Source organism: Silicimonas lutimaris, assembly GCF_047314965.1.
GTDB lineage: Bacteria > Pseudomonadota > Alphaproteobacteria > Rhodobacterales > Rhodobacteraceae > JAVJUV01.
The window spans coordinates 332,955-352,031 of the sequence record NZ_JBLBVK010000058.1; the positions used below are offsets into that span (position 1 = coordinate 332,955).

19 protein-coding genes and 1 tRNA gene are annotated in these 19,077 nt (G+C 57.9%); 15 read left to right on the plus strand and 5 right to left on the minus strand.

Going from position 1 to position 19,077, the window contains the following annotated elements; genetic code table 11:
• Nucleotides 1–4: 4 nt before the first annotated feature.
• From ACKLNI_RS21255 to ACKLNI_RS21310, 12 genes are all read left to right on the plus strand, one after another.
• Nucleotides 5–466: an arsenate-mycothiol transferase ArsC gene (locus tag ACKLNI_RS21255; protein WP_413721112.1), complete on the plus strand. Its 462-nt coding sequence runs from the start codon at nt 5–7 to the stop codon at nt 464–466.
• Nucleotides 463–855, plus strand: a complete 393-nt coding sequence (locus ACKLNI_RS21260; protein WP_413721113.1) for a ketosteroid isomerase-related protein — start codon at nt 463–465, stop codon at nt 853–855. Before ACKLNI_RS21255 ends, ACKLNI_RS21260 begins: the two co-directional genes overlap by 4 nt.
• Nucleotides 852–1,439 carry a GNAT family N-acetyltransferase gene (locus ACKLNI_RS21265; protein ID WP_413721114.1) on the plus strand — a complete coding sequence of 196 codons (588 nt, stop codon included), beginning with the start codon at nt 852–854 and terminating at the stop codon, nt 1,437–1,439. The genes ACKLNI_RS21260 and ACKLNI_RS21265 overlap by 4 nt, the downstream gene beginning before the upstream one ends.
• Nucleotides 1,440–1,858: 419 nt before the next feature.
• Nucleotides 1,859–2,077: a translation initiation factor IF-1 gene (gene infA / locus ACKLNI_RS21270; RefSeq protein ID WP_021097168.1), complete on the plus strand. Its 219-nt coding sequence runs from the start codon at nt 1,859–1,861 to the stop codon at nt 2,075–2,077.
• A complete protein-coding gene (locus ACKLNI_RS21275) occupies nt 2,074–2,664 on the plus strand; it encodes a Maf family protein (protein WP_413721115.1) in 591 nt (196 codons plus the stop codon). The genes infA and ACKLNI_RS21275 overlap by 4 nt, the downstream gene beginning before the upstream one ends.
• A complete protein-coding gene (locus tag ACKLNI_RS21280) occupies nt 2,664–3,695 on the plus strand; it encodes a ribonuclease E/G (protein WP_413721116.1) in 1,032 nt (343 codons plus the stop codon). The genes ACKLNI_RS21275 and ACKLNI_RS21280 overlap by 1 nt, the downstream gene beginning before the upstream one ends.
• Entirely contained in the window at nt 3,692–3,874 is a 183-nt protein-coding gene (locus ACKLNI_RS21285) for a DNA gyrase inhibitor YacG (RefSeq protein WP_413721117.1), read from the plus strand. Before ACKLNI_RS21280 ends, ACKLNI_RS21285 begins: the two co-directional genes overlap by 4 nt.
• An 80-nt stretch (nt 3,875–3,954) precedes the next feature.
• A tRNA-Phe gene (locus tag ACKLNI_RS21290) sits at nt 3,955–4,029 on the plus strand.
• Between the two features lie 146 nt (nt 4,030–4,175).
• Nucleotides 4,176–5,378, plus strand: coding sequence for a tyrosine-type recombinase/integrase (locus ACKLNI_RS21295; RefSeq protein WP_413721118.1), 1,203 nt, complete (start codon nt 4,176–4,178; stop codon nt 5,376–5,378).
• Nucleotides 5,371–6,144 (plus strand): serine/threonine-protein kinase, encoded by a 774-nt coding sequence (locus ACKLNI_RS21300; protein ID WP_413721119.1) that lies wholly within the window; start codon nt 5,371–5,373, stop codon nt 6,142–6,144. Before ACKLNI_RS21295 ends, ACKLNI_RS21300 begins: the two co-directional genes overlap by 8 nt.
• A gap of 121 nt (nt 6,145–6,265) precedes the next feature.
• Nucleotides 6,266–6,508: a helix-turn-helix transcriptional regulator gene (locus ACKLNI_RS21305; RefSeq protein ID WP_413721120.1), complete on the plus strand. Its 243-nt coding sequence runs from the start codon at nt 6,266–6,268 to the stop codon at nt 6,506–6,508.
• Nucleotides 6,509–6,591: 83 nt separating this feature from the next.
• Nucleotides 6,592–9,309: a virulence-associated E family protein gene (locus tag ACKLNI_RS21310; RefSeq protein WP_413721121.1), complete on the plus strand. Its 2,718-nt coding sequence runs from the start codon at nt 6,592–6,594 to the stop codon at nt 9,307–9,309.
• An 878-nt stretch (nt 9,310–10,187) separates the two neighbouring features.
• Here the strand turns inward: ACKLNI_RS21310 and ACKLNI_RS21315 are convergent.
• From ACKLNI_RS21315 to ACKLNI_RS21330, 4 genes are all read right to left on the minus strand, one after another.
• On the minus strand, nt 10,188–10,880 hold the full coding sequence (locus ACKLNI_RS21315; RefSeq protein ID WP_413721122.1) for a UPF0149 family protein: 693 nt from the start codon (nt 10,878–10,880) through the stop codon (nt 10,188–10,190).
• Nucleotides 10,881–10,981: 101 nt separating this feature from the next.
• A complete protein-coding gene (locus tag ACKLNI_RS21320; RefSeq protein ID WP_413721123.1) occupies nt 10,982–11,380 on the minus strand; it encodes a hypothetical protein in 399 nt (132 codons plus the stop codon).
• A gap of 49 nt (nt 11,381–11,429) precedes the next feature.
• Nucleotides 11,430–12,398 (minus strand): hypothetical protein, encoded by a 969-nt coding sequence (locus tag ACKLNI_RS21325; protein ID WP_413721124.1) that lies wholly within the window; start codon nt 12,396–12,398, stop codon nt 11,430–11,432.
• Between the two features lie 249 nt (nt 12,399–12,647).
• On the minus strand, nt 12,648–13,061 hold the full coding sequence (locus ACKLNI_RS21330; protein WP_413721125.1) for a hypothetical protein: 414 nt from the start codon (nt 13,059–13,061) through the stop codon (nt 12,648–12,650).
• A 433-nt stretch (nt 13,062–13,494) separates the two neighbouring features.
• On the opposite strand from ACKLNI_RS21330, the gene ACKLNI_RS21335 reads away from it, so the two are divergent.
• From ACKLNI_RS21335 to ACKLNI_RS21345, 3 genes are all read left to right on the plus strand, one after another.
• Complete coding sequence (locus tag ACKLNI_RS21335) at nt 13,495–14,742, plus strand: metallophosphoesterase family protein (protein ID WP_413721126.1); 1,248 nt, start codon at nt 13,495–13,497, stop codon at nt 14,740–14,742.
• Nucleotides 14,739–18,197 (plus strand): AAA family ATPase, encoded by a 3,459-nt coding sequence (locus ACKLNI_RS21340; protein WP_413721127.1) that lies wholly within the window; start codon nt 14,739–14,741, stop codon nt 18,195–18,197. The genes ACKLNI_RS21335 and ACKLNI_RS21340 overlap by 4 nt, the downstream gene beginning before the upstream one ends.
• A gap of 565 nt (nt 18,198–18,762) precedes the next feature.
• Entirely contained in the window at nt 18,763–18,945 is a 183-nt protein-coding gene (locus tag ACKLNI_RS21345; protein ID WP_413721128.1) for a hypothetical protein, read from the plus strand.
• Here ACKLNI_RS21345 and ACKLNI_RS21350 read toward each other — a convergent pair.
• Entirely contained in the window at nt 18,942–19,070 is a 129-nt protein-coding gene (locus ACKLNI_RS21350; protein WP_413716991.1) for an integrase core domain-containing protein, read from the minus strand. The two genes, ACKLNI_RS21345 and ACKLNI_RS21350, sit on opposite strands and share 4 nt — an antisense overlap.
• Nucleotides 19,071–19,077: the final 7 nt, after the last annotated feature.

Here is a 19,077-nt window from a genome sequence, read left to right on the forward strand (position 1 = left end):
GCGATTGGCGGACCTGCCTCAGTCGGTTCTCTTCTGCTGCGATCACAACGCTGTCCGCTCGCCCATGGCCGAGGGGATGATGAAGAAGTTCTATGGCACCGAAACGTACGTGCAGTCTGCCGGCGTCAAGGGCGACATGGAGATCGACGGGTTTTCGATCGCGGTATGTCAGGAGCTTGGGATTGAACTGTCGCGACATCGGTCACGCAGCTTCGACGAAATGCAGGAATGGGGAGATGACCTGTCGGGGTTCGACCTGGTCATCGCCCTTTCGCCCGCCGCACAGAGAAAAGCTCTCGATCTGACGCGGTTCTTTCATCTTGACGTCGAGTACTGGCCGATCCTCGATCCGACCGGGCTGGGAGAGACCCGGGAACAGAAGCTCGCCAGCTACCGACAAAGCCGCGACCAGATCCGGCAACGCATGCTGGAAAGGTTTGGGCCCCCGACAGAGGTGCAGGAATGACAGAGACCGTGCATAGATACTTCGATGCCTTCAATGCTGGTAATGTAAAGGAAATGCTCGATTGCCTTGGCGATCACGTCGAACATCATGTCAATGAAGGTAATGTTCGGATAGGGAAGAAAGCGTTCCGCGAGTTTTGCGAGCACATGAACCGGTGTTATCGGGAGAAACTGACGGAAATCGTGATCTTCGAGGCCGAAAGTGGAACCAGGGCCTCGGCGGAATATATCGTCGAGGGTACGTACCTTGAGACTGACGAGGGTTTGCCGGAGGCCCGAGGGCAATGTTATCGCCTTCCCGCTGGTTCATTCTTCAGTCTTGAAGACGAAAGGATCACGCGGGTGACGACCTATTACAATCTTGCCGATTGGCTGAGACAGGTCGGATGAGTCTGGACGTCCAGATCCTTACCGGTGCGGCACTGGAGGCAGCACTGGGCGATGTCGCGGCACTTCGGATCAGTGTGTTTCGTGACTACCCCTATCTGTATGATGGCGACGAGGCTTACGAACGGCGCTATCTGGCGGCGTATCGAGACGCACCCGGTGCCATTCTGGTAGGGGCGTTCGACGGAGCGCGATTGGTGGGAGCGTCGACCGGCACCCCACTGGCGCGTCATGATCCCGCTTTCGCTGCACCACTCGTAGATGCCGGGTACGATGTTGATCGGATTTTTTATTGCGCCGAGAGCGTCTTGCTGAAGCCATACCGCGGTCAAGGCGTTGGCCATCGGTTCTTCGATATCCGCGAGGCGCATGCGCGCGATCTTGGGTTGGAGTTCTCTGCTTTCTGCGGCGTTGTCCGGCCGGAAGATCATCCTGCCCGCACCCCCGATTACCGGTCGCTCGACGATTTCTGGAGCCGGAGAGGATATTCGCCGATCCCGGGAGCCATCGCGAATTTCGACTGGAAGGAAATCGGGACAGACGAAGAAGTCCCACACGAGCTTCAGTTTTGGATTCGCAGGCTGTGAGCATATTGAAATATCTGGAAATTGCGCGGACTGCCGAGATGGGTGCGCAAAATCGTGACACGCAGTGAGATCACTGATCATGGAACATTCGTTGGCGAAATCCAGAGAGTGTTGAAACTCCCAGGTTCGAAGATGCTTTGCCTCCATGACGTCTGGATTCCTCGATCTGGCAGCTTTCGACGGTCGACCATACCCAGTCGAATCAGCCCTTGGTGGCTTTCCGAATATTGAAATGCTTGTCGTGGGGAACCTGTTTCTGCCAAAGCCAACTCTCGTCAAAACAGAACCCACAACACTCGGGGCGCCTGTCAAACACACGCGGCTTATGTGCACTCGATTCGATTCTCCCTTGATTCGGAGACGGATAAGGCCCAAATAGACGCGCGTCCAACGAAGGGCGAGAGTGACAAGGAGAGACCATGGCCAAGGAAGAATTGCTCGAATTTCCTGGTGTCGTGAAGGAACTCCTGCCGAACGCGACATTCAGGGTCGAGCTTGAGAACGGCCATGAGATCATCGCGCACACGGCAGGCAAGATGCGTAAGAACCGCATCCGGGTTCTGGCTGGCGACCGGGTTCAGGTGGAAATGACGCCGTACGACCTGACGAAAGGTCGGATCAACTACCGCTTCAAGTGACAGGCGAAATCCCTCGTCTTGTTCTCGGCTCGGCGAGTCCGAGGCGTCTTGAAATTCTTGCGCAGCTCGGCGTCACGCCGAATGATGTGCGACCGCCAGAGGTTGATGAAACGCCTCTTCCCGGTGAATTGCCTCGTGCCTATTGCATCCGGGTCACCAGGGACAAAGCGATGGCCGTTCCTCGCGTCCGAGGCGAAATTGTGCTCACCGCGGATACGACGGTCGCCATTGGGCGACGAATATTCGGAAAGCCCGCTGGCCGTTCCGAAGCCGAGGAGTTTCTCACAAGGCTTCAGGGACGGCGTCACCGCGTACTAACTGCTGTTGCGGTTGCCTCGGACAGCGGGTTTCGTGAGCGTTGTGTGGAAAGCATCGTCAAGATGAAGCGCCTGTCCGACGCAGAGATGCAGGGCTACCTTGATACGGAAGACTGGAAGGGCAAGGCAGGAGCGTACGCAATACAGGGCCCAGCTGGTGCAATCATCCCTTGGATTTCAGGATCTTATTCCGCGATCATGGGGCTTCCTGCGTATGAAACCGCTACGCTTTTGCGGTCGGTGGGACTCCCGATTTGGGGCAAGGGCTGATGAAGGGAACGCTTGTCGCATTCGATACATGGCGCGGCCGCGCCGCTGCTGCCCGAATGGTGGATGGGCGGTTGGACGATCTTATGATCGATCCGCCGGATGACAGGATTGCACCCGGTACGATTTATCGCGCAAAGGTCGGACGCCCGCTGAAGGGGCAGGGCGGTGCGATTCTTGAAACGCCGGACGGCCCCTTGTTCCTGAGGCAGGCCAAAGGGTTGCCGCAGGGCGAGAACCTGCTGGTTCAGACCTCCACCTATCCCGAAGCGGGAAAAGCTACGCCGGCTGGCCTTAAGCTCTTGTTCAAAAGCCGTTTCGTCATCGTTACCCCCGGTGCGGAGGGCGCGAACATCGCCCGCAGCATCAAGGATGAAGAACGCCGCGTCGAATTGCGCGAACTGCTGGCGGGCATTGATTTGGCCGATGGCATGGGGTTGGTCGTGCGTTCCGCTGCGGTGGGGGCAGATGACGAGGCTGTTCTGGATGACATCACCCAAACCCTCGATTTGGCAAGGAATGTCATGTCAGAGCCGGTGAACGGGCCAATCGAAAAGCTGCTGGATGGTGCAGGCGCCAACGAGTTGGCCTGGCGGGAGTGGCCAACTCCGGACATGAGCGATACCGAGGCAGGCAGTTTCGCGCGCCATGGTGTCGATATCGCCATAGAGGCACTCAGTGACCCGCGCGAACCCCTGTCCGGCTCCGGTTCCATGTTCGTGGAGGCTACCCGCGCATTGGTTGCTGTGGACGTCAATACCGGTGGGGACACGTCTCCGGCCGCCGGATTGAAGGCCAATATCGCGGCGGTTCAGGCGCTTCCGCGCGCCCTTCGGCTTCGCGGTCTCGGAGGGCAGGTGGTTCTTGACCTGGCTCCCATGGGCAAGAAGGACCGCCGGCAGGTCGAGCAGGCCCTGACCCGGGCGTTTCGTTCCGATCCGATCGAAACCAGTCTTGTCGGCTGGACTCCCCTTGGGCATCTCGAGCTCCTCCGCAAGCGCGAGCGGCTCCCGCTGAATGAGATCGTGTCATGAGTTGTCCGATCTGCGCAAAAGCTTCCGATCCGCGCTACCGGCCATTCTGTTCGAAGCGGTGTGCCGATGTCGATCTGGCGCGTTGGCTGCGCGGAAGCTACGCCATACCGGACGAGACGTCTCTGGTGTCCGAAGAGGAGGATGAACCGGTCTCGCCGAAAACCCGCAAACCGCACTGATTTTTTCGGTTTGGCCTCTGGACAGCCCATCATCCCGACATTAGAACACGGCGACCTGACCGGCCGAGCCCGGTCCCCGTGCCCGGGTAGCTCAGGGGTAGAGCAGTGGATTGAAAATCCTCGTGTCGGTGGTTCGATTCCGCCCCCGGGCACCACTTCAAAATCCAGCAACGTCCAGAGACGTCCAAGTCATTGTAATGGCTGGATTCCGAGTCCAGGGGAGTCCACCCAAAACCAGTGGCAGCCGACAAAAAGTGGGGTATTCTTCGGGGTATGATCAATTCGATTCCGATTCTCTTTGATGCCCCTGACTGACACTGCAATCCGCAATCTTTCCCCCCGGGAAAAACCCTTCAAGGTCAGCGACTCGCACGGCCTTTATCTTCTTGTGAACCCCGGCGGGTCACGGCTCTGGCGATTCAAGTACCGGTACAATGGCCGCGAAAAGCTCCTCGCGCTTGGAAGCTACCCGCTTGTGGGTCTGAAACATGCCCGAGAAAAGCGGGATGACGCCCGACTTCTTCTCGTCGATGGATATGATCCCTCAGCCGAACGCCAGAAGCGTCGTCGGCAAGAGTTCCTGGAACAAGGCATCTCATTTGCGGACATTGCTGAAGAGTATGTCGAGAAGCTCCGGCGCGAAGGCCGGGCAGTTCAGACCCTCCGCAAGCTCGAGTGGTTGATCTCCTTGGCGGAACCGCAACTCGGTCGGTTTGATGTCAAAGAAATCGAAGCCCAAGACGTGCTCGCGGCCCTGCGGGCAGTTGAGGCCGAAGGCAAGTTCGAAACAGCGACACGTCTCAGGTCCACCATTGGCGCCATCATTCGTTATGCGATCGCGACGGGTCGTGCGACCCAGGATCCGACACTCGCGCTCAAAGGCGCGCTCATTCGTCCTCGAAAGCAGCACCGCTCGGCAATTCTCAGCAAGGGCGCGCTCGGGAGCCTTCTCTTGGCGATTGACGGATATTCCGGCGAGCCAACCACCGGCATCGCGCTCCAACTCCTGGCGCTTCTTGCACCGCGACCGGGCGAGTTGCGGCTGGCAAAATGGGACGAGTTTGATCTTGAGGAAAAGGTCTGGCGCGTGCCGGCCGAGCGGACGAAGATGCGTCGCCCGCATCGTGCACCCCTTGCCCGACAGGCACTGGTCTGGCTCGAGGAGTTGAGCCGCTATCGCGGGAATAGCAGCCTTCTTTTTCCCTCAACGCGCGACTGGACCAAGGCCATCTCGGAGAACACCCTCAATCAGGCGCTGCGGCGCATGGGCTATGATCGTGATGCCATGACGGCACATGGGTTCCGTGCATCGTTCTCCACGCTCGCCAACGAAGCGGGCAGGTGGCAACAGGACGCGATCGAGCGGGCCCTGGGGCATGTCGAAGGCAACGACGTGAGACGCGCCTATGCCCGTGGTGAACATTGGGAGGAACGCATTGAACTCGCACAGTGGTGGGCGGATCAACTCGATGCCTATCGGGGTTTGGCGCGACCGGATGAGTGAGAATGAAATACAACCTGCAAGCGGTCTCCAACCGATCTCCATGGAGGCCACGCAAAGGATTATCGAAGCCGCTGGCTTGGGATTTCCTCGGGGCGTCGATGAGGAGGAGCATTGCCAGAGCGTCTACCGCGCACTGAATTTTGTCGCCCAATATGTCGCCATCTCAAAGAGTTGGTTTGATGCCGAGGCCGAACAAGACAGACTTCGGCAAAAGTTGGACTCTTTGGATGCAGAGTTCCGTACTGCGGAGCGCACGGGAGATCAGAAAGGAGACCGCGAGAACGACGACGCGAACGCATCGACGCGGACACGGCACCGGCGAAAGATCGAGGCACTCGAAGTCCAGAAAAAGAAAAGACCTAAGTCCCGTCCCAAAGAGTTCAGCACACACATTTTACCCTGGCTTCTTGGCCTTTACGAACTCTGCTTCGGGGAAAAGCCAACGGCCTCATATGATCCGAAGAACGGGACGTACAGGCGCACAAGTGGTTTTGTCCATGCCGCTCTCAAGGAAATCAGTGAGATCGTGCCTGAACTCACGGACCCGCTTGGGCCATCGGTTCAAGCGGCACTAAGCGAGACCCCGTCGCGTCGACTGGTCATCAACATCCCGACCGGGGACTCCCTTCGCAAGGCAATCGAGCGCGCTCTAAAGGACAAAGAATCCCCGGCGTCCAAAGAGTTAATTCCGGAGACGTCGCCTCCCGGTCGACCGCGCCGTGTTTGGATAAAGTGCCGTAACTTTCTGAAAGAAAATCATTTCTAGGCGCGGCGCGTTGCCGATTTGAGGCTGGTGATACCGAAAGACTTTTGTCCGTAGTGGCCGTAATCGGAAATTCCTAGGCTTCTCTGGACTTACCTGGATCTTTTCGCACCGGAGGTGGCTTATGAAGACCAACCCAGCAAACCAAAAGCCGTGGATCGATTGCCCGCCGTCTGGTCGGCTTCTTCGTCCGCAGGAGGTGTTCGATCGCATGGGGCTCAGCAAATCGCTGGTCTATGCCATGATCGCAGAAGGCACCTTTCCGCCTTTCCTAAAAGTGTCCGCGCGCGCCGCGGCCATGCCAGAAGCGTGGCTCGAGTCGTTCGTCGAAAGTCGTGCTGAACACGCACTCACACAGACGAACTAGCCAATCCAATCCGAAAATCGAGGGTCGAAGTGCTGTGGTTTCACATAACCACAACCGTACCCGCTTGACTTGATGAGAATGAGATGACGGAACAAACTAACTTGACTGAGAAGAAGGTCCGTTATGCCGAAGGAGATGGATACCATCTCGGGAAGGCAAAAAACCAAACCACAACATTCAGGGCCTTTGCGGAATCGTTCCGCAAGCCCATGGTGACCCCCGAGACGTGTCTCGAATACCAAGGCTTTCCGGACCAGAAGCAACAGTCCCTCAAGCGATGCGCCGGTTGGACGATTCGCTGCCATGTGGTAGCCGGTAAACGGACCCGCGACTGCGTAACGCCGGGCGACCTCATCACGCTCGACATCGATAACGCCTCGCCCGACTTCTCGCGGCAGTTGATGATGGGGGATATTCTCCCTGGGGTGACGTTCTTCGCCCACACGACGCGATCCCACACCCCAGAGAAGCCTCGCTGGCGTATCGTCATACCGACGCTAACGGAAGTTGACCCTGACCGCTATCAAGCGGCCGTGCGGATCATCGCTCAAGAGATAGACCCCAAGATGGTTATGGTGGACAAGGTCTCTGCCCGACCCGCGCAGATGATGTTCCGCCCCACCTGCTCTCGGGACATGGAGCAGCACTACCAGTATTACCAGCAACCGGGAGACCCTATCGACGTCGAGGCAATGATCGCCGACTGGGAGAAAGCATCCGGTCTCGATTCCAAGAACATCGCGACCCTCCCCACCTTCAAAGGCGAGAAAGTGCTGCGCGAGACCGCAAAGAAGGTTGAGGACCCGCGCCTGAAGAAAGGCCCAGTAGGTGCGTGGTGCCGCTACATCAACTGTGTCGAGTTGGTCACTGGTCATCCGGATGATGACGCCGACGTCGAACCAATCCTCGCTGACAAGTACGCAATCAGCGAATACGGGGCTGACGGGTCGGTGAAGCGCCTCTCTTACCTCGGCGGCCACTCAGCCAACGGCGTGCTGGTCTACAATGACGGCGATCTGGTCTATAGCCACCATGGCTCCGACCCTGCGGCTGACATGACTCTGAATAGCTGGGACCTCGTTCGCTACCACCTGTTCGATGCCAAAAACGACGACGAAACCAAGCGCATGGGCCAGCGCGAGAGCTGGAAGAAAATGCTGGCGTTCGCACAGAACCACCCGGGATACCTGAAAGAACTTGCCGAGGAACGCTTCTCGCAATCCATGATGGCGAAGGATGTCGATGACGACGATGACAGTTGGGTGATAAGAGAAGGGGACGTCGGATATGCCCCAGAGGCTCCAGAGCCCCAGGACAAGCTGTATCGCCGCCTGAGGGCCGAGGAACCGCCCGAGGGGTGGGTCGCCTCTGAGCTAGAACTGACGATTAAGGGCACGATCAAGAACACGCTCCCGAACGTGGCGGCCGTCGTAACGAATGACCCACGGCTATGGCGTAAGATTGCGTTCAACGCCTTCTCCAACCAGACCGTCCTGCTGACCGACATCAAGACCAAGAATAAGAAGATCCCGAACCTAGCATGTAAGGACAAGCGCAAAGGCCAGCCATGGGTGGACGTCAATGACATCGTGATACGCGCCATTCTGGAGTTGCCGCCAGGCCCCCAGTCACTCGGCTATGGAATGAAGGTAACGGATCGCGATCTAAGAGGTGGTATTGAGTTGGCGGGCCGAAATAACGCGTTTCACCCTATCTTGGACGATATTCAGAAATGGCGCGAGATGGGGCCCCCAGCGAAAGACCCAATCAAGGACTTCCTGCATCGTCATCTCGGTGCTGAAAAGAGCGTCTACACAGATCAGGTTCTCCGAATGACGCTGGTCGCCAGCATTGCTCGGGTTACGACGCCCGGCTGCAAGTTCGATTACGCCCCCATACTGGAAGGTGCTACCGGCATCGGCAAATCGACGTTTATCAAGCTGATCTACGGCGAAGACTACTTCGGAGAGTTGGATGTCGATCTTGCAAACAGACAGGAGGTCGCCGAACAGACGGCGGGTAAGTGGTGTCTGGAGATGCCTGAACTCGGCTCCTTGACAAAGGTCGACTATAACCACGCCAAAGCGTTTATGCGCAGGCAGCACGACGATGTTCGCATGGCCTATGGTCGTAGCATCTCCGTCTTGCCTCGCCAATTCGTAACGTGGGGCACAACCAACGAGAGCGTCTACCTGAGAGACCCGACGGGAAACCGCTCCTACTGGGTCATCAAGTGCGGGGCTCAAAGTATCGATTTCGAGACCGTGCTACGCGAGCGCAACGATCTCTGGCGTCAAGCCGTGGCCGACTACGACGCTATGCGCTCTGCATGCCCGAACGGTGATCTACCTCTGACGTTGTCCGGCGATGCCTTGGAGCGGGCCAGAGGTCTTCAGCAGGAGGCCCGCCAGAAAGAGATGTGGGAAGAGTGGTTGGAGGACGTCATTGAGCGGATGGAAGCTCCGGTGCGCCTCGGATTGCTCTACGCCTCCATGGGCGTCGCTATGGACGAGTTGGACGAGAACTACGACCGGATGGTGAAGCGGGTCGCTTTCACGCGGAGGCAGGCGGCATTGTCGCTGGGCTTCCGGGAAGGGGTCTTCTCGAACCAGACGCAGCAGATCGCGTGGGAGAAGTTGTCGGCGGCTCTTGTGGACAAAGGTTGGACTCGGCAGAAGTGCAGGATCGCAGGACAACAGAAGCGGTGGATTATCTTCCCTGGAGCCTCGGAGGAAGAGCGTCGACAGGGATACTTCTTTGTGGCAGAGACCGAGCCGGCCCAGAATGATGATTTGATATAGCACAATGGGTAGGTCTTCACCCACACCAACCCAGAAACACAGTAGCCCCCGTGAGAGGGTCTTGTGCTGTTGGGGATTTTTACTGGGACAGGGTGGGACGCCCTCCTGTCACGGCGTTTTGACCTTATTTATATGGGTGAAGCAGTGGGTGGGACGCTGGGACAGGGGTGGAGGCCCCCTTATGGCGTAGTTTCTCGCGGATGCCGGGTTTCGCAGGTTTTCGAATGCCGGGAGGCCCGATTTTTTCTTGTCGGTTTTGACAGCGCCAATGCCCTTATAGACCTGTCCCAGTGTCCCAATAGGAGATTCTAGAAAAATTTTCAGGGGCTTAGGCTGGGACGCCCCCCTGTCCCAACCCCGTCACACCTCGTCCCACGGCGTTTTTGAGTGGTGGGGGAACAATATCTAGTGAAATCCCACTGAAGGGCGTCGATATAGGTATGTGGTATTATAACACCCCAAAAACTGTGGGGAACCGGGGCTCCGCGCACCCCCCGACAGCCCCCCAGAGGCCAGAGGGACCCAAGCGACCCCTCCCCTGAGAGGCCCCGACCCCCCGAGGCCCCGACCCCGAGACCCCGAGTGCCGGGCAGTCCTAAAATCACGACCTGTCCAGTGCGATGCGCGCCCGCGCGTCCGGTATAGGCAACGCGGGGTTGGCAATTACCGGCTTTGCCGGATCCGACTGGCTTGACCTTGACCGTGGATCTCCGGCGCCTGCTCGGCCACTTCCACGAGGACGCCAAAAGCGCCGCATGCATATGAACAAGCCAGGAAGTGGATTGGGACCGAGAGGTAGATGTCCCAGAGGGCATCGGACACAGCCGCAACTGCAAAATCGTCTTGGGGCTATACAGAGATCGTTGGAGACTTTCAGCTTAGTTTGCCCCGCAACAGCGCTTGTACTTCCGTCCTGACCCACAGGGGCAAGGATCGTTTCTACCCACTTTGCTGCTTCTGACGGGCGCAGAAGATTCGAGTTGCGTGCCTCCCCAGGATGACAAATCGCCCGGGTTAGAGCCTTTCGTCCAGCGATTAAGAGCTATCACCATGTCTGTGATCAGGTCCGGTGCCATGTCCTGCAAGTCGGCGATTGTACTCTCGGGGAGATCACTGTCGCCCTCTACGATCGCATGAAGCGTAAGCATCATGCTGACCGACGCGCCGGCCTCTTCGTCGTCGCTTTCGACGATTTGTGCCCATGCATCGGGTCTGAGGCTCATGGCGTGTTCAAACCCGGAGACCCACGTTTCCCAAAGGGTCTCATCGGTGCGGCTGTCATGCTCAAGGACTGGGCCGTATTCAAACTCTGGCGGAATGAGCGACCGGGTAACCTCGTTGTAGTGCCCCATAATCAGGTCGATTGCGCTTTGCAGGGCATGATCGGAGTCCAGCCCGATGGGTCCATTTGATCCCCAGACCTCTGGCAGCCATTCACTTGGCGGAATTATCTCTGGACACACAATCAACCCAGCGCAGAACCCGTCGAATTCGGAAAGCAGCATCCCATCCTCATCCGTCAATGAGAGGAGCAGGGCATCTAGTGCCTTCAGGCGTTTCTCGGAGGACATTGTTTTTTCATAACTCGTGTCGCTGAGAAGTGAAGTTGGTGAGTTCGCCTCAACAGGCTGAATTGGTTCTCAGTCGGGCCAGGCTCCGATGGTCATGACTTTCATGACTGTCTGTCGAACATTTTCCCTGCCATTTCTTTCGCATCCCCGAAGTGCCGAATCAAACTCGGATACACGTCCCCTTGAACTTCTAAGCGATAGACTCCACCACCATCGGCGCCATGCATTGCCTCTGCAATGATCGTTGCCACCCATTTCTCACCGTCGAATCCTCTCGCAATTTCACCGAAACCGATTCCCTCCCACAGCAGAGGTCCCGTTCTCTTCAACGCCTCCGAAGTATGAACCCCTTCTGCATGATCGATGGCCTGGATCACCTGCTTCGCCTCCAGTGCCATCTTGCCCCCGTGCCGAAACCATTTGATTGCCATGCTGCGCTTCATTCTTCGCTCCGGAGCGCTCATCGAAGGAATGTCTTCAAGTAGTTTCTGGATATCCATATTCATCTCCCTCCAACTTATGAATTTCCTTTGTCGGCGCCGTGTCGCTCTAAGGCGCCGGAGTTTCCAAGCTCAAATTCCAGTCCGGCGACCAGCGTCGGATGCGCCGATCCCGGGTACTCTGGAGCTTCCGTAGTCGCAGCGTCTCGACCGATATTTCATCTTGGAGCCAATCTAGTGGCGGATCTGCGCGATCACCGCGATACGCTGCCTCAACACACTCCGAACCCTTTAGAAAGCGCTTGAGCGATTCCGAGACCGGCATGTCGCTGATGCAAGCATAGGCATCGGCCGTCCCATAAATCGACGGCTCTTTCCCGCTGGAGACAGGCGCTACGCTGTAACCAACACCACAGCGACTGAAATTACGCTCCAGCCAGGCACCGGCGAGACTTCGTTCCTCACTGTTCTGCAGACTGGCATCCAACGCGTCCTGCTGCATTCGCAAGAGGTCTTCCCATGTGATTACGGGGTAGCCTTGTGCGAGCGCACACGCTCGTGTCCGACAGCGCTCACTAACAATGAAGCATCCCGCGCGTCTTTCGAATTTGGCGATGCTCGGCAAATCGACGTAGGCACCGAGCTTCTCAACATCCCTTCTCTCGATGGTCTTGCCCGGCTTCTTCACCTCAAAGGCAACAACACCTGCGCCGGCCTCATCTTGAAAGTGCAGGACGATGTCAGGAATCACGAACTTTCCAGCGGTCGTGATATTCTGACCTGGCAGAACTTCTTCTTCGCAGGCATAGGCCCATCTTGCGGACTCGAGGCCCGCGACTTCCAAACCGGCCGCCTCCAACAGCGGGCGAAATACATCTGGGTCATCAAAAATGCACCAAGACTGGAAGAGTGCGGGGGTCACATTGTCTTCAGTGCCCCAGCGATAGAAACTCCGCGCCGCGGCGATGGTGTGATCGCCCCAGACCCGTCTCAGAGCATGATATTCCTGAGTGTCTCGAGAGCATGGAAGAGCAGGCAGCAACTTCCACCAGTGGCTGATTTCTGCATTCGCGTTCATTCCTAACTCCTTCCAATTTGAGCTCGCCATGAAACGACGCGAGTACGCGTTGATGTGACGTCACCCAAGTTTCGATTCTTTGGCAACCGGTGGGGTTCTGAACCCACCGGTTGCCGCCACGTCGCGCGGTTTTTCAACGGAGCCACCGCCACGCGGGGTCGGGGTTGTCGCCTCACTCGCCGACTTGAGGAGCCGTTTTGACAATGCCTTGTCGGGTACGACCAACCCTGCCGAAAACCTTTTGCCGCCCTAAAGCAAACCAATACTGCCGAGAAACCCGTCGTCGTAGAACTGGTGCAAGGCGTCGACACCCTGTTCCTCGAGACAAAAGCGCTCGTAGAACGGCGTGGTCTTTTCCGGGATAGAGATCAGGCCCGCCGAGAGAAGGTCCCGGCTAACACCATTCTCCATGACCCTCTTATGTCCCCTGTAATCGAAGACACGCGAAAAAGTCGTCCCGTGGGAAAGCTTCCCGCCTTGCGCCGCCAAGGCAACAAGACAGGTGCCCGCCATCCTCTCCGTCATTTGCACGGTATTCGTAGTCTCGACCGTCTCTGCCAGGCTCCTCTTAAAGCGGTCGTAGCTCTTTATTGGCGGGTTCGATGTCCTTTGCAAATTTTTAAAGATATCAAATACTTGATCCACATCTTCGATGAGCGTCATTCCACCCTCCTGACTGTCTCTACAAATAGGCATAGAACCTTCACGCCGCGCGGGCATAAGGTTGGCACATTTCATAATTTGGATTGATTGTTTTCGGCACAATTTCGTCCGAATAGATTTATGATACCAAATTATTTTTTGAAAGTCAATTTAATTCTTGCGTCGCCAATCAGATTTTGTCCAACGATCAGCTGCAAGCGCACCAATTTCATCACCCATGAATGAGGCGCTGGACAGACTTCCCTAGGGATCACACGTCTGCGCGTCCTCCAATCGAATGGGGCCGCAACCAGGCCGACGGGCGTGATGGCCCGCCTCAGGAATGTGGCGCGATATCCCAATGAGCGGCTCATGCTTCCTTCGCTGAAATTCGGCGCGGTGCGCGTTCGATCTGCGTTGCAGCCTGAGGCACGATACGGCAGGCTACTTGTTGATGTTTCGATTTATTCACACGGCTGACCTCCACCTAGATGCACCTCTGAAGAGCCTCGCGCTGAAAGACGAGGACCTTTCCGATCTTGTCGGCAACGCAACGCGACGCGCGCTCGAGCGCATTGTCGATCTCTGCCTCGAAGAAGATGTCGACGCCCTCTTGGTCGCCGGTGATCTCTACGATGGCGATATGCGCAGCATGAAAACCGCCGCCTTCCTGGTTAGCCAAATGGAGCGCTTGGACGAGGCCGGGATCGCCGTCTTCATGATCCGGGGCAACCACGACGCGGAAAGCGTGCTGACACGCGAGTTGGAGTTCTCTGGAAATGTGCATGTCTTCACCGGACACGGCGGCACCGTCGAGCTCTCGGAGAAAGGCGTTGCCGTGCACGGTGTCAGCTTCTCCAAGCCGCAGGCACCGGAAAGTCTTCTCCCGAAATACAGGCCGCCGGTCTCAGGCTTTTTCAATATCGGGCTTCTGCACACCAGCCTCGCCGGCGCTGCGGGGCATGACACCTATGCACCCTGCAGCGTGAATGACCTCAAGTCCCATGGCTTTGACTATTGGGCCTTAGGGCACGTGCATATTCGGCAGGTGCATTCGGAGGCGCCCTATGTGGTCATGCCCGGCATGCCGCAGGGTCGCGATGTCGGCGAAGCCGGCCCGAAATCGGTAACGCTTGTCACGATCGAGAATGGATCGGTCACGCTTGAGGAACGCATCACTTCCCAGGTCGAGTTCACGCGAGAGAGCGTTGCGCTCGACGGAATCGAGGACTGGCGGGACGCGTTGGACGCAATCGACGCCGTGATTGCCTCGAACGCGATGGCGCCGTCCGATCATACAGTCCTGCGACTGGAGCTCACGGGCGAGACGCCCCTGGCCTGGCGATTGCGCCGAGACCATGACCTTCTCCTGGAACAAGTCTCTAACCTTGCCCGTTCGAAGGGGTCCGTTTGGATCGACAAGATTGTGCATCGGCACACGCCGCCGTCACAGACTGTGAAAGGCGAAGACCCAAGGAGTGAACTCGGCGCCCTGATGGCCCGTCTGATGGAGGATGAGACATTTCTGATACGCGCGACGCGCGACGCCGAGGACCTGGTCGGAGACCTTCCTCCAGAGCTGAGGAGCGCGTTCGGCGAGACAGAAGAAGAGCAGGCTGACCAGATCAGCGCGCTCCTGAAAGAAGGGGTCGAGGAGATCGTTGCCCGGATGATGGCCGGTGACAGGGAAGAGACGTCATGAGACTGCGACGCCTCGATCTCACACGCTTCGGGCATTTCACGGATTTCTCCTTGGACTTCGGCCCAAGAGAAGCCGGCAAGCCCGACCTTCACATCATCTTCGGGCCCAACGAGGCCGGCAAAACCACCGCCTTCGAGGGCTATCTCGATCTCCTCTTCGGCATTCCGGGGCGTAGCAAGTACAACTTCCTCCACGACTATGAGTACATGCGCGTCGGAGCAGTGCTCGAGATTGATGACGAGCCGATCGAGCTGGTCCGGATCAAGCGCAACAAAGGCGACCTGATCACGCCCTCAGGGGAGAGCGCCAATCCTGCGCGTCTCTTGCATGCCCTCGATGGCATCGACCGCGACCAGTATCGCGCCATGTTCTCGCTCGACGATGAGACGATCGAGGCCGGCGGCGAGGATATTCTTGCAAGCCAGGGCAACCTTGGCGAGCTGCTTTTTTCCGCTGCTGCCGGGCTCTCAGACCTTGGCTCTGTCTTGGAGGCGGCGCGCGCTGAAGTCGGTCGGTTTCACAAGCACCGCGCCCGCAAAACCGAACTCGCGGATGCCAAGCGCGATCTGCAGGAGCTTCACACCCAAATCCGCGAGATTGATGTGCAGGCCAGCACCTTTCGTCATCTGAAAGAGGACCGCGATGCCGCGGCCAAACTGCTGACAGAGGCGAAAGAGGCCCGCGATACGCTTCTTGAACGTCAGGCCCGACTGAAAGCCATGATCGAGTGCCTGCCGCTTTTGACGTCCCTGCGAGAGCTCAACGGGGCTTTGGAAGACTATGCTAAATATCCAAGCTTGCCCGACGGCGTTCAGGATGAGACGCAGGACCTCAAGACAAAGCGCGTGGAGGCAGCGACCCGGCTGCGGCAGTCGACCCTGCTGCTGGAAGGCGAACAAAAGGCACGCGACGCTCTCATCCTGGACCCCAAGGTCGCTGAGATCGCCGACGAGTTGACCGTCCTTCTCGATGCCCCCCGATCCCGTGCGCAGACAGCGGAAGGGGACCTTCCCAAGCGAGAGACGGAACTTGAGACCCTCTGGGCAGAGCTTTCAGGGTTCGCGCAGGAGTTGGGCGTCGATACCCCGGAAGATGGGCTCCTCGCTGAGGCACGCCTTGCCCAGTTCGAAGCGATCGCCTCGGACCATGCAGACGCGAAGTCAAAGCTCGCAACGGCGGAGAAAGAAGAGGTCAAAGCCAATGAGAGGTTAGAGGGCCTGACGGCCTCCGCGAAAAGTGAAAAGGACCCTTCGACCCCAACATCGGACCTTGCCACGCTTATCGAGGCGCTCGAGCCGGAAGATCGGCTTTCGCGCTATGAGAATGCGAGCGCAGACCTCGAGGCTGCCGAGGCGTTGCTCAAGAGGGCCCTCGAGGCGCTGCACCCCTGGTTTGGCGCCTCCGGAGAGGTGGCCGGACTTTCATTCACCACCGAAGAGGCCGCGCGCGTCGCCGAGCACTGGGAAGACCTTCACGAGCAGAGAGCGACCGCTGCGAGAGAATCGAAGGAGGCGCAACGGCAATATGACGAGGTTGCCGCACGGCTCGCAGAGTTCGCCAAAGATGAAGCTGCCGCGGTGGATGATGAGGCGAAAGAGGTCCGTGAGGAGCGCGACGCCCTTTGGTCCGCCCATCTCGAGGGCCTAACGCTCGACACCGCGGAGAGATTCCATGCCTCCCTCATGCGCGACGATGCGCTGCAAGAGGCGCGGCTTGGCTTTGCCGAACGACTGGCGCGCCTGAGGGAGCTGCAGTTAGATGCAGCGGCAAAGAAGGCAACGTTGACGTCCTGCAAAGAGGCGCAGGCATCGCTCGAAAGCCTCCTCGCGTCGGAAACAGAGCAGCTTCACCAGCGGCTTGTCGCGATAGGTCTCTCAGACACCTATGATCCGCGAGACCTACCGGCCTGGCAGTCACGGCTCTCCCTTGCACAGGAAAAGGTTTCGGAGCTTGCCGATAAAAAGAAGCGTCATGAAAACGCGGCGCGTTCTGTCGACGAGGCAATCGTTCGGCTGCGCGAAGCTATGGCGATCTCTGAGGACGACATCAGCCTCAAAAACCTGACCAGGGCGGCTCGGGCTGCAGCGGCTGAAGCAGCCAATGAGAAAGCAAAGGCTGAGGCCGACCGGAAAAGACTTGAGGAGGCCGAGGCGGAAGCAGCGCACCGAACGGAAGAGGTCAAGCGGCTCAGAGGCGAACTCACCAATCTGGCAGAAACCTGGGCGAAGGAGGTCACGGACCTCCCGAGTTCCCTTCAATCCCTGAACGAGTTCCGCTGGAAGCTCCCAACGCTCCGGAAATTGGCTTCGAAGCTCGCCGAGCGCGACGCTCTTCGCCGCCGCATCGAAGCCATGGAGAAAGATCACGGCCGCTTCAAAACCGAGATCGAGGCGCTGGCGCGGCAAGCAGGCGAGGACATCGATGCCGCGCCCCTCGTCCTTGGGGAGCGACTGCGACGACGCCTGGAACGCGCCAACAAGTCAAACGCCGATCTTGAGACACTGAACACCAAGATTGCAGATACAGAGCGCGATGTCCGCGCCGCTGAGGCCGACCTGGGCGTCATTGATGGACGTGTTGACGAGCTGGCCAGGACATTCGGCGACGCTCACGACATCCAATCTATCGATGATCTCATTGAAGCTATGTCCTCGGCGGCAAAGGCGGAACAGTTGCGCCGGCAATCAGAGGAGCTCCGCGAGCGGGTCGTGACGCGGCTGGGCGTGTCGAACATTGCCGAGGCAGAAGACCTCCTCGCAGATCAGGACCTCCTCGAGCTCCAGGGACAAGAGGCGGCTGTTGCGACCGATCTCCAAGCAGCTGAGGAGGAGCATGAAGACAAAATCGGCGATCTCCGTGCGGCCAGAGACGCTCTCGAAAAGATTGGGGGCGACGACGCTGCCGCACGGTTAGAGGAACAACGCCAGACCCTACTTCTTGATCTTGAGGACCGTGCAAGGGCGGCGCTCAGGCTCAAACTGGGTATCCTCGCCGCTGAGCAGGCGCTTGCCGCCTATCGTGACGAACACCGCAGTAACATGCTGGCGGACACCGAAGTGGCCTTCAGCAAACTGACAGGAGGACGGTATCAAGACCTGAGAACCCAGGCCGACGGTCAACGGGAAATTCTTCTGGCCTTGAGAAGAGGTGATAATCGCTCGATCACGGTGAGCGATATGTCAAAGGGAACGCGGTTCCAACTCTACCTTGCGCTGCGTCTTGCGGGTTATCGCCAATATGCCTCTGGTGGAACAACGCTTCCCTTCGTAGCCGATGACATCATGGAGACCTTCGACAACACGCGGACTGCGGCGGCGCTGGGCCTCCTTAGAGAAATCTCGGAACAGGGACAGGCGCTCTATTTTACGCATCACGAACATGTTGTTGAGTTAGCCAGAGAGACTTGTGGGGGCTACGCGACGATACATGCTCTCCTAGATGGAGCGAGACCGTGATGCGAATGTGTTCGCCCTGTTCCTGTCGCAGGCGACATCAGGAATCTTCAGGTGGACAAGATCGCGTCCTCGCAGGTCGCTGTAGATGGCCATCGAAAATAGCAGTTAGTTTCTGGTCTTGACCTTCAACTAGAGAATCGTCCGGGTCGTGTTGACCTGCTCGGCGGTTCAGTCCGCCTTCGGATCAATGATCTTCCACCTAGCTCCAGGTGCCTGGTGTGCTGTTCTTGGCCATAATTACCTCCCAAGTTAGGGACATGAAAAGTGCAGAGTTAAAGAGTGTGGAAACTTGTTTAATCATTTTCTGACAGATACTTGTGAAGTCTTTCTCACTTCGAATTCTTTTTCCAATCGGGGGACTCTGAGGAGATCGCTCGAAAATTGCCCGACCGTCATTTGACGAATACTGTGTGCGAAAGATGCGAGGTTTTCTACTGTGCCACCCAAAGCATTCATCCTGAGCAATCCCACCTTGCACCCGCAAGCATTGACCGAGCGAGAACTGTCGGAGGGCTTTAAGTGGCACTCCCATGCGAGTTCGCCACGTTCTTCGCAGGTGTTTGCGTTGAGCGCATTCGGTACGCTTCGCAATCTGCCGGAGACGACCAAGAATGGGGTCGTCGAGGCATTTATCGGGGCTGCACTTGCGGATTTGCCAACCCATTCCCGACAAAGGAAATGGACGATTCACACCGAATACGAGCGTCCCGAACTTCTTGGAGAGCATGGCACAAAGCAGCCTGTCTAGCCCCCTGTGTATGGGCCACTGATCAGGGGTTTCTCTAATAGGGTTTCAGGAACGGGCGGGCGCATGTTGAGTGCCTGATGCGGCCGGGTGTGATTGTACTGCCTGAGCCAGTGATTGATGACGATCTGAGCT

Bases quoted from the DNA above. Each gene is read 5' to 3' on its own strand.
- ACKLNI_RS21320 (WP_413721123.1), bottom strand. From the start codon at position 11,380: ATGGATATCCAGAAACTACTTGAAGACATTCCTTCGATGAGCGCTCCG.
- ACKLNI_RS21260 (WP_413721113.1), top strand. From the start codon at position 463: ATGACAGAGACCGTGCATAGATACTTCGATGCCTTCAATGCTGGTAAT.
- ACKLNI_RS21335 (WP_413721126.1), top strand. From the start codon at position 13,495: ATGTTTCGATTTATTCACACGGCTGACCTCCACCTAGATGCACCTCTG.
- ACKLNI_RS21280 (WP_413721116.1), top strand. From the start codon at position 2,664: ATGAAGGGAACGCTTGTCGCATTCGATACATGGCGCGGCCGCGCCGCT.
- ACKLNI_RS21295 (WP_413721118.1), top strand. From the start codon at position 4,176: ATGCCCCTGACTGACACTGCAATCCGCAATCTTTCCCCCCGGGAAAAA.
- ACKLNI_RS21325 (WP_413721124.1), bottom strand. From the start codon at position 12,398: ATGAACGCGAATGCAGAAATCAGCCACTGGTGGAAGTTGCTGCCTGCT.
- ACKLNI_RS21340 (WP_413721127.1), top strand. From the start codon at position 14,739: ATGAGACTGCGACGCCTCGATCTCACACGCTTCGGGCATTTCACGGAT.
- ACKLNI_RS21315 (WP_413721122.1), bottom strand. From the start codon at position 10,880: ATGTCCTCCGAGAAACGCCTGAAGGCACTAGATGCCCTGCTCCTCTCA.
- ACKLNI_RS21305 (WP_413721120.1), top strand. From the start codon at position 6,266: ATGAAGACCAACCCAGCAAACCAAAAGCCGTGGATCGATTGCCCGCCG.
- infA (WP_021097168.1), top strand. From the start codon at position 1,859: ATGGCCAAGGAAGAATTGCTCGAATTTCCTGGTGTCGTGAAGGAACTC.
- ACKLNI_RS21285 (WP_413721117.1), top strand. From the start codon at position 3,692: ATGAGTTGTCCGATCTGCGCAAAAGCTTCCGATCCGCGCTACCGGCCA.
- ACKLNI_RS21300 (WP_413721119.1), top strand. From the start codon at position 5,371: ATGAGTGAGAATGAAATACAACCTGCAAGCGGTCTCCAACCGATCTCC.
- ACKLNI_RS21265 (WP_413721114.1), top strand. From the start codon at position 852: ATGAGTCTGGACGTCCAGATCCTTACCGGTGCGGCACTGGAGGCAGCA.
- ACKLNI_RS21330 (WP_413721125.1), bottom strand. From the start codon at position 13,061: ATGACGCTCATCGAAGATGTGGATCAAGTATTTGATATCTTTAAAAAT.
- ACKLNI_RS21310 (WP_413721121.1), top strand. From the start codon at position 6,592: ATGACGGAACAAACTAACTTGACTGAGAAGAAGGTCCGTTATGCCGAA.